The organism is Bradyrhizobium betae (assembly GCF_050632175.1).
Lineage (GTDB): Bacteria > Pseudomonadota > Alphaproteobacteria > Rhizobiales > Xanthobacteraceae > Bradyrhizobium > Bradyrhizobium betae_B.
In genome coordinates this window covers 3,856,717-3,870,108 of the sequence record NZ_CP192576.1, presented here as the reverse complement: position 1 = coordinate 3,870,108, position 13,392 = coordinate 3,856,717, and the positions used below count along the sequence as shown (strand labels likewise).

9 protein-coding genes and 2 pseudogenes are annotated in these 13,392 nt (G+C 63.5%); 4 read left to right on the top strand and 7 right to left on the bottom strand.

The features are described 5' to 3' along the window. Positions 1 to 9 precede the first annotated feature (9 nt). Positions 10 to 1,578, top strand: coding sequence for a GMC family oxidoreductase (locus tag ACQ86E_RS18610; RefSeq protein WP_431201223.1), 1,569 nt, complete (start codon positions 10 to 12; stop codon positions 1,576 to 1,578). Positions 1,579 to 1,702: 124 nt separating this feature from the next. Here ACQ86E_RS18610 and ACQ86E_RS18605 read toward each other — a convergent pair whose 3' ends face one another. Then, positions 1,703 to 2,011 carry a ribbon-helix-helix domain-containing protein gene (locus tag ACQ86E_RS18605; RefSeq protein WP_431201222.1) on the bottom strand — a complete coding sequence of 103 codons (309 nt, stop codon included), beginning with the start codon at positions 2,009 to 2,011 and terminating at the stop codon, positions 1,703 to 1,705. A 229-nt stretch (positions 2,012 to 2,240) separates the two neighbouring features. On the opposite strand from ACQ86E_RS18605, the gene mutL reads away from it, so the two are divergent. Then, entirely contained in the window at positions 2,241 to 4,052 is a 1,812-nt protein-coding gene (gene mutL, locus ACQ86E_RS18600) for a DNA mismatch repair endonuclease MutL (protein ID WP_431201221.1), read from the top strand. Position 4,053: 1 nt separating this feature from the next. On the opposite strand, the gene rsmD is transcribed toward mutL, so the two are convergent. Next, positions 4,054 to 4,611, bottom strand: a complete 558-nt coding sequence (rsmD, locus tag ACQ86E_RS18595) for a 16S rRNA (guanine(966)-N(2))-methyltransferase RsmD (protein WP_431201220.1) — start codon at positions 4,609 to 4,611, stop codon at positions 4,054 to 4,056. A gap of 1 nt (position 4,612) precedes the next feature. Next, on the bottom strand, positions 4,613 to 6,766 hold the full coding sequence (locus tag ACQ86E_RS18590; RefSeq protein ID WP_431201219.1) for a pseudouridine synthase: 2,154 nt from the start codon (positions 6,764 to 6,766) through the stop codon (positions 4,613 to 4,615). Between the two features lie 119 nt (positions 6,767 to 6,885). Between ACQ86E_RS18590 and ACQ86E_RS18585 the strand changes: the two genes are divergently transcribed. Continuing rightward, entirely contained in the window at positions 6,886 to 7,344 is a 459-nt protein-coding gene (locus ACQ86E_RS18585; RefSeq protein ID WP_431201218.1) for a nucleoside deaminase, read from the top strand. Between the two features lie 103 nt (positions 7,345 to 7,447). Here ACQ86E_RS18585 and ACQ86E_RS18580 read toward each other — a convergent pair whose 3' ends face one another. Beyond that, positions 7,448 to 8,350: an alpha/beta fold hydrolase gene (locus tag ACQ86E_RS18580; protein WP_431201217.1), complete on the bottom strand. Its 903-nt coding sequence runs from the start codon at positions 8,348 to 8,350 to the stop codon at positions 7,448 to 7,450. 74 nt (positions 8,351 to 8,424) lie between these two features. Further along, positions 8,425 to 9,707: pseudogene (purD, locus tag ACQ86E_RS18575) on the bottom strand (phosphoribosylamine--glycine ligase). Positions 9,708 to 10,662: 955 nt separating this feature from the next. Here purD and ACQ86E_RS18570 point away from each other — a divergent pair. After that, positions 10,663 to 11,625, top strand: coding sequence for a hypothetical protein (locus ACQ86E_RS18570; RefSeq protein WP_431201216.1), 963 nt, complete (start codon positions 10,663 to 10,665; stop codon positions 11,623 to 11,625). Positions 11,626 to 12,049: 424 nt separating this feature from the next. Here the strand turns inward: ACQ86E_RS18570 and ACQ86E_RS18565 are convergent, their stop codons facing one another. Then, on the bottom strand, positions 12,050 to 12,544 hold the full coding sequence (locus ACQ86E_RS18565) for a hypothetical protein (protein ID WP_431201215.1): 495 nt from the start codon (positions 12,542 to 12,544) through the stop codon (positions 12,050 to 12,052). A 605-nt stretch (positions 12,545 to 13,149) separates the two neighbouring features. Further along, positions 13,150 to 13,368, bottom strand: a pseudogene (locus tag ACQ86E_RS18560) (transcriptional regulator); the annotation flags it as partial. Positions 13,369 to 13,392 lie beyond the last annotated feature (24 nt).

The window sequence follows — 13,392 nt, the reverse complement described above, 5'->3', positions numbered from 1 at the left end:
AGAACGCATATGGCAAAATTCGATCTGAACGACTCCAGCGTTGTGGTGATCGTCGGCTCCGGCGCCGGCGGCGGCACGTTGGGCAACGAACTCGCGCAGAAGGGCGTCAAGGTGGTCATCCTCGAGGCCGGGCCGCGCATCGAGAACCAGGACTTCGTCAACGACGAGTGGGAGAGTTTTTCCCAGCTCGCATGGACCGATGCGCGCACCACGTCGGGCAACTGGCGCGTCGCGAAAGACTTCTCTGGTCTTCCGGCCTGGATCGTCAAGGCGGTCGGCGGCTCGACCACGCACTGGGCCGGCGCGTCGCTGCGCTTCGACGAGCACGAGTTCAAGGTGAAGAGCACTTACGGCAGCCTTCCCGGCGCTAACTTGCTGGACTGGCCGGTGACGCTCGCGGAGATCGAGCCGTGGTACGCCAAGGCCGAGAACAAGATGGGCGTGACCCGTACCAACGGCATTCCCGGACTTCCCGGCAACAATAATTTCAAGGTGCTGGAGGCCGGCGCGAAGAAGCTCGGCTACAAGACCGTGCACACCGGCAACATGGCGATCAACAGCCAGCCGCGCGACGGCCGCGGCGCCTGCCAGCAGATCGGCTTCTGCTTCCAGGGCTGCAAATCCGGCGCGAAATGGTCGACGCTCTACACCGAGATCCCGAAGGGCGAGGCGACCGGCAATCTCGAGATCCGTCCGAGCAGCATGGCGATCAAGATCGAACATGACGCCAGCGGCAAGGTCACCGGGGTCGTCTACGCCGACGAAAACGGGGCGATGCAGCGCCAGAAAGCACGCATCGTCGCGGTGGCCGGCAATTCGATCGAAAGCCCGCGGCTGCTGCTCAACAGCGCCTCGAGCATGTTCCCCGACGGCCTCGGCAATTCATCCGGCCAGGTCGGCCGCAACTACATGCGGCACATGACCGGCAGCGTCTACGCCGTGTTCGAAAAGTCGGTGCACATGTATCGCGGCACCACCATGGCCGGGATCGTCCGTGATGAAGCCGCCAATAACCCGAAGCGTGGCTTCGTCGGTGGCTACGAGATGGAGACGTTGTCGCTCGGCCTGCCGTTCATGGCCGCGTTCCTCAACCCGGGTGCCTGGGGCCGTCCGTTCACCGCGGCGCTCGACGGCTATCCCCGGATGGCCGGCATGTGGCTGGTCGGCGAGGACATGCCGCAGGAGACCAACCGCATCACGCTCGACCCCGTCGTCAAGGACAAGTTCGGACAGCCGGTCGCCAGCGTGCATTTCGACGATCATCCCAATGACCTCGCGATGCGTGCGCACGCCTACAAGCAGGGTGCGGCGCTCTATGACGCCGTCGGCGCGACCGTGACCTATCCGACGCCGCCCTATCCGAGCACGCACAATCTCGGCACCAACAGGATGAGCGAGAAGCCGCGGGACGGCGTCGTCAACAAGTTCGGGCAAAGCCACGACGTCAAGAACCTGTTCGTCTCCGACGGCAGCCAGTTCACCAGCGGCGCAGCCTGCAACCCGACGCTGACCATCGTCGCGCTGGCAATCCGGCAGGCGGATTACGTTGCGGGCGCGATGCAGAAGAAGGAGATTTGAGGTCCCGCTCTCTCCCCGTCGTTGCGAGCGAAGCGAAGCAATCCAGAATCCCACCGCAAAGGCAGTCTGGATTGCTTCGTCGCAAGAGCTCCTCGCAATGACGGTGGCGACGGCCTCGTAGCCCCTATTCGGCCGCGTCGAGAATGGGCGCCTTGAATTCCTGCACCGACGCCATCGTCTTCGACCGATAGATCAGGCAGGAGCACCTCAGCAGCGAGGCGAAATTGTTGACCTCGCCGTGATGGTCGAGCACTTCGTTATAGAGCGTGGTCAGGAACTTGCCGACGCTCATGTTCTCCTTGGCGGCGATCTCCTCCAGCGTGTCCCAGAACGCCATTTCCAGCCGGATCGAGGTGCAGTGCCCGCCGATCCGTAGCGAACGGGTCTGGGATTCGTAGTCGCGTTGGGGCTGGTGCGCGAAGAGATGGCACATGGCGTCCTCCCGTCCTGTTGCCGTTTTTTCACGATGCTACACCGCTGTCCGGCGCCTCACAATCGGGACCGTCACAGGATCTCCGGTTCACGGTTTTTCTGAACGTCCAGTATCTTCAATGTGATAGTTATCTCCCATCCCCAGGCCGCCATGTTCCTGTTGCTCAACGCATGCTTTTGACGCAACACGGCATAAGATTGCGCCGTTCACGAATCCAACTCCCGAGCCCATGCCCGTCCGTCAGCTTCCAGAGCAAGTCGTCAACCGCATCGCCGCCGGCGAGGTGGTCGAGCGTCCGGCGAGCGTGGTCAAGGAACTGGTCGAGAACGCGATCGATGCCGGGGCGAGCCGGATCGACGTCTTCACCGACGGTGGCGGGCGCCGCCGGATCGGCATCACCGACGACGGCAGCGGCATGACCGCGAAGGACCTCGCGCTCGCAGTCGAACGCCATGCGACGTCCAAGCTCGACGACGAGGACCTGCTCCAGATCCGCACCCTCGGGTTCCGCGGCGAGGCGCTGCCATCGATCGGCTCCGTGGCGCGGCTCTCGATCACGACGCGGCATGCCAGCGAGCCGCATGCCTGGGCGCTTACCGTCGAGGGCGGCGAGAAGTCCGAGATCATGCCGGCGGCGCTGGCCCATGGCACCCGCGTCGAGGTCAACGATCTCTTCTATGCGACGCCGGCGCGGCTGAAATTCCTGAAGACCGACCGCACCGAGGCGGAAGCCATCCGTGAGGTGGTGCGGCGCCTCGCCATGGCGCGGCCGGACGTCGCCTTCACGCTCGCGGGCGAGGAGCGCGCACCGGTGACTTGGGCCGCTGCATTGCCCGGCGCCGCCGGGCGGCTGACGCGGCTCGGCGACATTCTCGGCGCGGAATTCCGCAGCCACGCCATCGAGGTCCATGCCGAGCGCGAGGGCGTCGTGGTCGCCGGCTATGCCGCAGCGCCGGCACTGACCAAGGCCAATGCGCTGGGGCAATATCTCTTCGTCAACGGCCGCCCCGTGCGCGACAAGCTGATCCTGGGGGCGGTGCGCGGCGCCTATGCCGACTATCTGCCGCGCGACCGCCATCCGGTGCTGGCGCTGTTCGTCACGCTCGACCCGCGCGAGGTCGATGCCAACGTGCATCCGGCCAAGACCGAGGTGCGCTTCCGCAATTCCGGCCTCGTCCGTGCGCTGATCGTGCATGGATTGAAGGAGGCGCTCGCGCGCGAGGGGCGGCGCACCGCCGCCAACAGCGGCGAGAGCGCATTGTCCTCGTTCCGACCTGCCTTCACGCCGCGCCCCGCAAGCTGGGACTGGCGGGCCTCGCCGTCCGCCCCGGTCGCACCGATACCGTCATTTGACGGCAGCGCCGCGCCCGCCTTTGCCGAGCGCACGCAGGCTGCGTTCGATGTCGGTGGGCCCAGCGCAGACGTGCGGTTCGACACGCAGCCGGTGACGGACCTCGTCGACCGTCCGCTCGGCGCGGCGCGGACCCAGATCCACGAGACCTACATCGTCTCGCAGACCCGCGACGGCCTGATCATCGTCGATCAGCACGCCGCACATGAGCGCATCGTCTACGAGCGGCTGAAGGCTTCGCTGGCCGCGAACGGCGTGCAGCGGCAGATCCTCCTGATCCCCGAGATCGTCGAGATGGACGAGGCCACGGTGGAGCGCCTGCTGGAGCGCAGCGAGGAACTCGCTTCATTCGGCCTGGCGATCGAATCCTTCGGCCCCGGTGCGGTCGCGGTGCGCGAGACGCCGTCGCTGCTCGGCAAGACCAATGCCGGCGGCCTGCTGCGCGACCTCTCCGAGCACATGGCCGAATGGGACGAGGCGCTGCCGCTGGAGCGCCGTCTGATGCACGTCGCCGCCACCATGGCCTGCCACGGCTCGGTGCGTGCCGGCCGCAGGCTGCGGCCGGAGGAGATGAACGCACTGCTCCGCGAGATGGAGGAGACGCCGAACTCCGGCCAGTGCAATCACGGCCGGCCGACCTATGTCGAGCTGAAGCTGAGCGATGTGGAGAAGCTGTTCGGGCGAAGGTGACTTACGCGTTGCGCTTCAAAAACACGAACTCCGTGTCGTCATACGCCCGCCGCTCCAGCTCCTCGAAACCTTCCGGCGTCGTGAACTGCGCAACCTTAGCCTCTTCCACAACGAGCAACGCACCCGGCGTCAGCCAACCGCCGTCGCGCAAGCTCGCCAGCGCCTCCTCCGCAAGCCCCTTGCTGTAGGGCGGATCGAGGAACACCAGCGAGAACGGCTCGACCGGATGCGCGGGGCCAAGATCGGTCGCGTCGCGGCGGTAGACTTTTGTCACCCCGCCGAGGCCGAGCGATTCCACATTGTTGCGTAGCAGCGCGCGCGCCTCCGCGCCGTTGTCCACGAACAGCACGAACTTCGCGCCGCGCGAGGACGCTTCGATGCCGAGCGCGCCGGTGCCGGCAAAGAGATCGAGCACGCGCGCGTCCTGGATCGGATCGTCATAGGCGTGCACGAGGATGTTGAACACGGACTCGCGCAGGCGGTCCGCCGTGGGGCGGATGTCGCGCGAGGACGGCGAGGCAAGATTGCGCCCCTTCAAACGACCGCCGACGACGCGCAAGTCAGTCCTCCCGCGGCGTCAGGTCGCGCTTGCCGTGATAGCCGCGCTTGGGACGGCGCGGCGGGCCGTAGCCGCTCGCCTCGGCCTCGTTGCGCTCGCGCGCTTCCTCGCTGCCGGTGCGCTGCACCAGCACGCGGCGGCCCTTGCGGTCGTTGATCACGTCGCGCTTGCTGGCGGGCTTCTTTTCGCGCGGCGCGCCGTCTTCGCCCGACGATGCCTTCTTCGGCACATCGAACTGCGCGCCAGACTTCTCGATGATCTTGTCGCCGAGCTGCTCGCGCAGCACGCGGGACTTGATTTCCTCGACCTGCCCCTCGGGGACTTCGCCGAGCTGGAACGGGCCGTAGGAGACGCGGATCAGCCGGTTCACCTCGAGCCCGAGATGGGCGCAGACGTTGCGCACCTCGCGGTTCTTGCCTTCGCGGATCGCGAACACCAGCCAGACATTGGCGCCCTGGTCGCGCTCCAGCGTCGCGTCGATCGGGCCGTATTTGACGCCCTCGATCTCGACGCCGTTCTTGAGTTCGTCGAGCTGCGCCTGGGTGACGTCGCCATGGGCGCGGACGCGGTAGCGGCGCAGCCAGCCGGTATCGGGCAATTCGAGCGTGCGCGCGAGCCCGCCGTCATTGGTGAGCAGCAGCAGGCCCTCGGTGTTGAAGTCGAGCCGGCCGATCGAGATCAGACGCGGCAGGCCTTCGGGCAGATTGTCGAACACGGTCGGACGCCCTTCCGGGTCGTCATGCGTCGTCATCAGGCCGCGCGGCTTGTGATAGAGGAACAGCCGCGTGCGCTCGCGCTCCGGCAACGGCTTGCCGTCGATGGTGACGACGTCGTTCGGCGTGATGTCGAGCGCCGGTGAGTTGATGACGCGGCCGTTGACGGTGACGCGGCCCTGCGTGACCATCTCTTCGGCATCGCGGCGCGAGGCGAGGCCCGCGCGCGACAGCACCTTGGCGATGCGCTCGCCCGCCTTCTTCGGCTTCGGCTCTTCGTCGCGGCGCGGCCGCCGATCGACGTCACGGTCGCGCTCGCGATAGGCGCCGCGGCCGCCGAACGCCGGGCGCTTCTCGAAGATCCGGCTCTCGTCCTCGTTTTCACGGCGTGGACGATCGCCGAAGCCACCTTCGTTGCGCGGATGCTCGTGCCAGTCGGAGCGCCCCTCGGACCGCTCGCGCGGCCGGCTGAATTTCGGACGGTCGCCGCCGCGGTCACCCTCGCCGTCGCGGCGGGGCCGATCGAACTTCGGACGATCAAATTTGGGACGATCTCCATGCGGACGATCGAACTTGGGACGCTCGCGGAACGGACGATCACCCGAGGGGCGATCGTCGCGCGAACGCGGGAAACGCGGACGCTCATCGCCGCCTTCGCGCTTCTGCCAGGGCTTGTCCGCGCCGCGATCACTGCCGCCGAAATTCTTGCCAAATTCCTTGCGCGGCCCGCGATCCGGCGCGCCGCGCGAAAATTTCCGCTCGCCATCGAACTTGCGCTCGGGGCGGTCGCCACGGGGCGCACGATCGCCGCGGTCGAAATTCGGGCGGTCGCCGCGCGGCTTGAAGCTGCGCTCGCCACGATCCTCGCGCGGCCCGCGATCCGGTCCGCCCCGCGAGAATTTCCGCTCGCCGTCGAACTTGCGCTCGGGGCGATCGCCACGCGGTGCGTAGGGCTTCTTGTCGCCGAACTTCCTGTCGCCGGACCGGCCCGCCGGGCGGGAGTCGTCGCGGTCGCGGCTGCGCGGCGGACGGTCGCCGCCGCCAAAGGACGGGCGATCGCCACGAGGCTTGAACGGGCGCTTCTCGCCGTCGCGCGAGTTGCGATCGGAAAACGGGCGGTCGCCACGCGGCTTGAAGCTGCGCTCGCCGCGATCCTCGCGCGGCCGGTCGTCGCGATTGAATTTCGGCCGGTCGCCGAAGTCGCGGCGCGGCGCATCGCCGTCCGCGCGAGGGCGGAACGGACGGTCCCCGCGATCGGCACGAGGCGGACGGCTGTCGCGGCCGCCACGGGGCGGGCGGGCATCGCTCCGGCCTTCGCCGCCGCGCTTGGCGAACTTCTTGTCGGGGCCGCGCGGCTTGCCGGAGCGTCCCTTGGGCGGGCCGCCTCTGGCTGGGCCTCGCCGGCCGCGGGAATCGTTGTCTTTGTCGCTGTCGCGAGGCATGAATGATCTCACTCAGGGGGTGGCCGGAAAGCATTGCGCGCGCTCGTTGCGAGCCGCATGCTCAGGCAAAATCGATAAGCACTTCTGCTGAAGGCGCAGCTACTAGCAGGTTTTAGGCGATGATACGAGGCTTGAAAGCGCCCTCTTTCATGGATTTGGCGCTCAAAACGGCCGAAAATGCCGGAAAGGCGGGCGAAGTCCCGATCGGATGCGTGGTGGTCCGCAATTACGAGGTCATCGCCACCGCCGCCAACCGGACACTGACCGACCATGACCCGACCGCCCATGCCGAGATCGTTGCGCTGCGCGAGGCGGCCAGCAAGATCGGCAGCGAGCGCCTGGTCGACTGCGACCTCTACGTGACGCTGGAGCCGTGTACCATGTGTGCGGGCGCGATCTCCTTTGCAAGGGTGAGGCGGCTCTATTACGGCGCGGCCGACCCCAAGGGCGGCGCGGTGGAATCCGGCGTGCGGTTTTTCACCTCGCCGACCTGCCACCATACGCCGGACGTCTATTCCGGGGTCGGGGAGAGCGAGGCGGCGCGGCTGCTCAAGGACTTCTTTCGGGAGCGGCGGTAGGGCGAGCTGCGTAGCCCGGATGGAGCGCAGCGCAATCCGGGGCCGTGCCGCTGCGGTGACAGCCTCCCGGATTTCGCTGCGCTCCATCCGGGCTACAAGATCCTCAAGCTGAGAAGAACTCGCGCAGCGCCTTCGCGGTGACATCGGGGTTTTCCTCGGTGAGGAAGTGGCCGGAATCCACCGGCATGCCCTCCACATTCGTGGCCCATTGCTTCCAGGTGTCGAGCGGCGTGGCGGCGGCTTGCGCGATGCCGGCGTTGCCCCACAGCGCCAGCATCGGCACCGTGATCTTCTTGCCGGCTTCGAAATCGGCCTTGTCCAAATCGTAGTCGAAATAGGCGCCGGCGCGGTAGTCCTCGCACATCGCGTGGATGCGGGCGGGATCGCGGAACGGGGCGAGGTAGTGATCGAGCGCGCGCTTGTCGATCGCGTCCAGCGTCTTCGATTTGGTCTGGCTCGCCATCTTGAAGCGGAGGAAGAACTCGCCCTGCCCTGCGATCAGCGTCTCCGGCAGCGGGGCGGGCTGGGCGAGGAAGGTCCAGTGCCAGATCTTCAGGCTATAGGCGCGGTTCATCCGCTCCCAGTAATCATAGGTCGGCAGGATATCGAGCACGGCGAGCTTCGAGAGCCGGCCGGGATGATCGAGCGCGAGGCGATACGACACGCGGCCGCCGCGGTCGTGGCCGGCGAGCGCGAAGTGGACGTGGCCGAGCTGCTCCATCGCCTCGACCATCGCTTTGGCCATCGCGCGCTTGCTGTAGGGGATGTGCAGCGCGTCGCTCTCGGGCATGTCGGACCAGCCATAGCCCGGCAGGTCGGCGATGATCAGCGTGAAGGTGTCGGCCAGCTGCGGCGCCACGCGGTGCCACATCACGTTGGTTTCGGAGAAGCCGTGCAGCAGCAGCAGCGGCGGGCCGCTGCCGCCGACGCGGGCGAAGATGCGGCCGAAGGAGGTGTTGATCCATTCGGAGGCGAAGCCGGGATAGAGGTCGGCAAGATCGGACATGGTTCCACCTCTCAAACGTCGAAAACAACCCCATGCACAGTAGAACGCCCGTTGATCTACTTACATAATTTCCGTTAGCCCCGCGCCTTCTCGGCCTCCACCGCCTGCCAGCCGATGTCGCGGCGGCAAAAGCCGTCCGGCCAGCGGATGCGGTCGACGGCCTGATAGGCGCGCGCCTGCGCTTCCGTCACGGTTTTGCCGAGCGCGCAGACATTGAGCACGCGGCCGCCATTGGCGAGGATCGCGCCGTCCTTGGCGACGGTGCCGGCATGAAAGATCTCGGCGCCCTCGACCTTCCCGGCCTCCTCCAGCCCCTCGATGCGCGTACCCTTCTGATAGTCGCCGGGATAACCCTTCGCCGCCATCACCACCGTCAGCGCGGACTCCGGATACCAGCGAATGTCAAAATTCTTCAGCTGGCCGTCGCATGCGGCGAGGAAGGCCGGCACGATGTCGCTCATCATGCGCAGCATCAGCACCTGGCACTCGGGATCGCCGAAGCGGACGTTGAACTCGAACAGCTTTGGGCCCTGCGTCGTCAGCATGATGCCGGCATAGAGAATGCCGCGGAACGGCGTGCCGCGCTGCTTCATGCCGGCGACGGTCGGCAGGATGATCTTCGCCATGATCGCGTCGTGGACCGCGGGCGTGACCAGCGGCGTCGGCGAATAGGCGCCCATGCCGCCGGTGTTCGGGCCGAGATCGTGGTCGAACACGCGCTTGTGGTCCTGCGCGGAGGCCAGCGGAATGGCTGTCTCGCCGTCGCACAGCGCGAAGAAGCTGATCTCGCGGCCCGGCAGAAACTCCTCGATCACCACCTCGGCGCCGGCCTCGCCAAAGGCGCCTTCGAACATCATGGCGATGGCGTCCTCGGCCTCGCGCACGGTCTTGGCGACGACGACGCCCTTGCCGGCGGCGAGGCCATCGGCCTTCACCACGATCGGCGCGCCCTGGCTCTGCACATAGGCGCGCGCGTCATCGGCATTGGTGAAACGCTTGTAGGCGCCGGTGGGAATGCCGAACTCGGTGCAGAGCGCCTTGGTGAACCCCTTGGAGCTTTCGAGCTGGGCGGGGATTTTGTCCGGCCCGAACGCCTTGATGCCGGCGGCGGTGAGATCATCGACGATGCCGGCCGCCAGCGGCGTCTCCGGCCCGACCACCACGAGCTCCACCGCGTTGGTCTTGCAGAAGGCGATCACGGCGGCATGGTCGGCCACATCGAGCGCCACGCATTCCGCCTCCCGCGCGATGCCGGCATTGCCGGGCGCGCACCAGAGTTTGGTCACGAGGGAGAAGCCGCGATCTTCCACGCCAGGGCATGTTCACGGCCGCCGGAACCAAGCAGGAGAATGTGCATCGAGGGCTCAGAATTGAGGGGTTTGGATGGGGCGGAGGTCGCACGAATCGGGGTGGGGCTCAAGGGGGGTGCCTTCCACTACCCGTCATTCCGGGGCGCGCGTAGCGCGAGCCCGGAATCCATCGGATCGCGCCATGCGCAAAACGGTCGGCGACGACCCGGAATCTATCTCCACCTTCGACGGAATGGCGAACATTGCCGATACCGAACGCCGCAACGAACGTTAGATCGAATTGTAACACCGCAGTACAAAGAGGAGCAGAGCCTTTTAGAATCGCAGGGATTCCGATTTGCCGCGGCTGAACGCTTGCGGCCCTCTGGAAGAGGAAGCTCATGGCTTGGTTTGGTGCTGATCCTGGTGGCGTCAATAGTTTCGGACTAGCCGCGCTTTACAGTGACGGGCATTTCAAGACCCACCGTTGCTCTTCAGTTGACGATGCCGTCAGTTGGATTGAGCGGCCGGAGGCGGTAGGCATCGACTGCCCCTTTGGTGGTCATCCGGTGCGGGCGGAGGCCGATCAGTCGATGAGTGGCTCCGAAAGACCTACCGAATCCCTTCTGGCACCGTCCAATCTGTAAACAGCCTGCGAGGAGCGGTAGTGGTTCAGGGTGTCTTGCTGGCGATGCGTCTGCGCATACTCTCTCCAAGTCTTCCAATCACCGAGGCACATCCGAAGGCCTTACTCAGAGCACTTGAGCTTCATAACGCGCCGTGGGCCTCGATTGCAGACCGGTTTGACCTCAAAGGCCCGGACCCGAGCCACAGAAGCGAGCACGAGCGCGACGCTCTCTTGAGCGCGGTTGCGGCTAGAGAAGGGACACGACAGACGTGGCGCGACCTGTCTTCCCAAGGTTGCGCATCAGAGCTTGATCCTAAGGATCTTTGGTTTGGACCGGTTAGCTACTGGTGGCCGAAAACTAAGGGTGTGTGAACTGAAGTGGGGAGAGGTTTTCAATGAGAATTGTGGATAGAGGAGCGTGGGTACACAATTCAAACCTGCCGCAGACAAGCGGAGGCGAGTTTTTTACCTTAGAGCAATTGAAGACGATGACCATCGACGCCATGAAGGCCTACCTGAGGCGACGGATCGGCGGTTATACAGTCGCAATAAAGCCCATGCGAACGATGAACAAACTTTACCGCGGAGTATTCTGCGGCGAACGCCCGAGTAGTGTGGACAGGATTTCCTACCCGCCGCAGCAGTTTGTTTTGAAGCCAGGTCGCGCCAATCGTGACCATCGCTCCATGTTTTATGGGTGCGCTGGAGAGTTCCCTATATTCTTCGAAATACATGCGAAGCAAGGAGACTTGATTGCGTTATCGGAATGGGCCGTGACAGAACCGCTCTGGATGCACAACCTCGGATATCATCCCGATGCGCTTGAGAAACTAGGCGCACCTATTTCCAGCCAAAATTCGCAGCGTTCGCCGTTGGCTAGCCCCATCGTCAATGAGACAAATTATAATCGCCGCATTCGGAGGCGGATGTCCTTAGCATTTACAGCTGATGTCCCGGAGGGTGAGGAGTATCGGTACAAAGAAACAATCGCAATCAACGAGCTTCTATTTGATCGGGCCTCCTCAATAGCCGCTGGAGGCAATGATGACCTACGAAGTGAACGTGTGGCCGGCACGGTATATCCAACGGTCAAGTTGAGAGGGCTCGCGGACAATGTCGTCATATGGCCGGAATTTGTGGACCGCTATCTGAAGATCAAATCCGTGCGGTTCTTGCAGGTAGACGCTGCGGATGAGAAGACGTTGTCGTACAGCTTTCTAACGATTGGCTACTCGCAGACATTTGTTGGCAAGACAATCATTTGGCAGGAAGACCTTGCGCCCGAGGCGCAGCGTCGAACCAACGTCAGCTTTGAGAACGGTCAATGGGTATTCCGCGACGGCTCTGATACTCGGTGACGAGTGGTAGCACGTAGGATGGGTTGAGCCCTTGCGAAACCCATCGCACTTGTTTCGTGGTAACGTCGCGTCATGACCGCGTACCGCCGCAATATTGGGAGCATACCATTCGCGACGACGTCGATTTCGCGCGGCATGTCGACTACGTTCATATCAACCCGGTCAAGCACGGGCTCGTCGACCGAGTACGTGAATCGGCGCCCTCATCGTTCATCGCCCTGTGAAGCTCGGCAATTATCCGGCCTATTGGCCGGCGATCGGTCGGACGACGGCCGGTGAAGGGGATAAAGAAGCGATGGGTTTCGCAAGGGCTCAACCCATCCTACGAGGATGTGAATCTTTCGACTTTCTGCGATTTCGATGTGAGTCAAATCAACGACTTAGCTTGCTCGCATAAATCGAATTGTCTCTCATGCTCTACGAACTAAAATCTCGTCGCAACCCATTGTTGGTTGGCAGATTCAATGGCTTCGTGCGAAGTCGCCTCGATAATTTCGCGGAAATAGCGGACGAACCTATCTATGTGCCTGTTGTTGTAATGCCGAAACAGGTGCGAGTGTCTTTTACTACCTAGAGTCAACCCAAAATAATCTGGGGTTGCCGCATCCTCTCCCGTAAGCACAGAGAGAGATTTGCGCATCACTTTGCCCTTTATCTGTCGCTCGACATGGCGGGACCACTCCCAAGCAACAAAATCGGCCGCGTGAAAAATGCCCTCCATCTGGCCCTTCGTGGCGGCGGTGAACCTCGACATTGAGTAAGATTCAGCAAGCAACTGACCGGCAGGTCGATCCATTATAAAATTGAGGAATCTCAACATGCCCGGCTGACCGCCATCGCCGGCCTCGAAGATGTACGAGATATGCTTTCCTCTTTTGAGTTTCTCTCCTTCTGGATTGCGCCGAAGGCGAATAGGCATAGGTTACACATCACACCATAGGGTGAGCGGAAGGCGTTTCTCATCTCCTCGCTATTTCGATCTCCGCTAGTGACCGAAGGAAACACTTCGGAAATGTTGCTATCGTTGCAAGACACGGCAACGATACTCGAAGCATAGGTCTTCAGAATTGAGACGATGCCGACCATTATTTTGTTTTTTTCGGTATCGGTTATTCCCTCGAAATCCCCCTTCGCGCATTTAAATCGGTCATGTGGAAAGTTCGCCCATTCATAAGGCGACTCCACTCCGCATTCGCCTTAACGGCGCGGTCATAGCCGAAGGCCACGCCGCCAAGCGCGAACACACCGCTCCCTAGCCGGGAAGCATCAATCGATGCGCGAAGCGCCACTACTTCCCCCGACAAATCCAGGCGGAAGCAGGTTGCAGTTTCACAGTCAGATTCGTGCTCATAGACGGAATTCATATCATAGAGTCCCGTCTGGGTACGGCAAGTGCAATACGCCCGCCGAAATGCAAAACAGGCTGTCAAAGCCGAGATTAAGGAGTGCAAATTCTCCTGGTTTTTCAATAAGACATTGGCTGGACGGCAGTACCCACCCAACTGTACCGATCTTGCCAATGGCCTACATCTGCCTCCCGGCAATGATCTCCTGCAAGATCGGTACATGCCTTGCAAACGCACCGCGCCCCACGGCTGTGGCTGTCACCGTCGTCTGCGGCTTCTTGCCCACGAACGCCTTCTCCACCGACACATAGCCCGCCTTCGCCAACGTCTCGATATGCGCCCCGAGATTGCTGTCGGTGGCGCCGGTGAGCTTTTTCAGGCGCCCGAATTCCAGCCCTTAGGATGGGTTGAGCCCTTGCGA

Bases quoted from the DNA above. Each gene is read 5' to 3' on its own strand.
- ACQ86E_RS18610 (WP_431201223.1), top strand. From the start codon at position 10: ATGGCAAAATTCGATCTGAACGACTCCAGCGTTGTGGTGATCGTCGGC.
- ACQ86E_RS18605 (WP_431201222.1), bottom strand. From the start codon at position 2,011: ATGTGCCATCTCTTCGCGCACCAGCCCCAACGCGACTACGAATCCCAG.
- mutL (WP_431201221.1), top strand. From the start codon at position 2,241: ATGCCCGTCCGTCAGCTTCCAGAGCAAGTCGTCAACCGCATCGCCGCC.
- ACQ86E_RS18590 (WP_431201219.1), bottom strand. From the start codon at position 6,766: ATGCCTCGCGACAGCGACAAAGACAACGATTCCCGCGGCCGGCGAGGC.
- ACQ86E_RS18585 (WP_431201218.1), top strand. From the start codon at position 6,886: ATGATACGAGGCTTGAAAGCGCCCTCTTTCATGGATTTGGCGCTCAAA.
- ACQ86E_RS18580 (WP_431201217.1), bottom strand. From the start codon at position 8,350: ATGTCCGATCTTGCCGACCTCTATCCCGGCTTCGCCTCCGAATGGATC.
- ACQ86E_RS18570 (WP_431201216.1), top strand. From the start codon at position 10,663: ATGAGAATTGTGGATAGAGGAGCGTGGGTACACAATTCAAACCTGCCG.
- ACQ86E_RS18565 (WP_431201215.1), bottom strand. From the start codon at position 12,544: ATGCCTATTCGCCTTCGGCGCAATCCAGAAGGAGAGAAACTCAAAAGA.